The organism is Halobacterium bonnevillei (assembly GCF_009831555.1).
Taxonomy (GTDB): Archaea; Halobacteriota; Halobacteria; order Halobacteriales; family Halobacteriaceae; genus Halobacterium; species Halobacterium bonnevillei.
In genome coordinates, this window is the sequence record NZ_WUUU01000333.1 from 1 (window position 1) to 1374 (window position 1374).

General features: G+C 69.7%; 2 protein-coding genes and 1 pseudogene. All 3 read left to right on the forward strand.

From position 1 onward, the window contains the following. Positions 1-269, forward strand: a pseudogene (locus tag GRX66_RS19035) (pantoate kinase); the annotation flags it as partial. Positions 270-348: 79 nt separating this feature from the next. Further along, positions 349-1092, forward strand: a complete 744-nt coding sequence (locus GRX66_RS19040; RefSeq protein ID WP_159527848.1) for a 4-phosphopantoate--beta-alanine ligase — start codon at positions 349-351, stop codon at positions 1090-1092. Positions 1093-1148: 56 nt separating this feature from the next. Beyond that, a partial coding sequence (locus GRX66_RS19045; protein ID WP_159527849.1) for a hypothetical protein occupies positions 1149-1374 on the forward strand: 226 nt, incomplete at its 3' end.

Sequence of the window (1374 nt, forward strand, 5' to 3'; positions counted from 1 at the left end):
TCGTCGGCGGGCGACGCGCGCTCGACCGCCTGCCGCGCGGAGCCGACACTCCCGCGGTTCATGCGGCTGTCCGGGAGTTCTCGAGGGAAGCCGAACTGCTGAACGGGGCGGTCGCGGAGACCATCGACGCGGTCACGGACACCGGCGGCGACGCCGCGATGGCGATGCTCGGGCGGACAGTGTTCGCGGTCGGGACGGGGCTCACGGACGCCGGGTACGACCCCGAGGTCTGTCGGGTCCATCCGGCGGGCGCGACGCTCGATCCATAGGCGTCCGTGCGCGCCAGCGCGGCTGTGAGCGACGTTCCGCAAGCGGTCGACTTTTGCGCGACGGGCAGCGAGAGTGGGTATGGCCGAGATTCCCGACGACCACCCCCGCCACGACTCGCTGGTGACGCGCCACCGCATCGAGGCGGGCGTGGAGCAGGGCATCACCTCCAAGCAGGGACTCATCGCGCAGGGCCGCGGCGAAGCGTTCGACTACCTGCTCGGCGAGGAGACGACCCCCACCGCTGACGGCGCCGAGCGCGTTGCGGCCGCCCACCTCCTGCTCGCCGACCACCCCGTGCTGTCCGTCAACGGAAACGTGGCGGCGCTGGTCCCCGGCGAAATCGTCGCCTTAGCCGAAGTCACGGGCGCGGACATCGAAGTCAATCTCTTCAACCGGACAGAACAGCGGATGCAGCGGATCGCGGACCACCTCCGCGACCACGGCGCCGAGGACGTGAAGGGGCTCAACGCGGACGCGACCATCCCGGGCCTCTCCCACGAGCGTGCGAAAGTCGACGGCGACGGGATCTACGCGGCGGACGTGGTCCTGGTCCCACTGGAAGACGGCGACCGGGCGGAAGCCCTCGCCGAGATGGGGAAGACGGAACTCGTCGTCGACCTGAACCCGATGTCGCGGTCCGCCCAGACGGCCGCCGTCCCGATCGTGGACAACATCATCCGCGCGATTCCCGCGATCACCGAGCACGCGACCGCCTTGCGGGACGCGAGCCGCGACGAACTACGGCAAATCGTCGCGGAGTTCGACCGGGGGGCGGCCCTGGACGCCGCAGAGCAACGGATCCGGAACGGCGACTTCGAGTAGTTTTAGGCTCGCCGAAAAACCGGTACGCTTTTCGTCCTTTAGGCGAGCCTAAAACCATGCACGGACGCCGACAGTTCCTCAAGTCCGCGAGCGCGATTGTCGCGACTACCGCCATCGCCGGCTGTAACGCCGATGCCGGCGGCGAGAACGCCGCGACGACGGACCCAGACACCGCCACCACCGAAGCGACCGAAACCACCGACCAGGCGACCGACAGTCGGGCCGCCGTCACCGCAGACGCCGCCGTCGCCGCGCAGTGGAACGTCTACCGCGCGCGCCTCG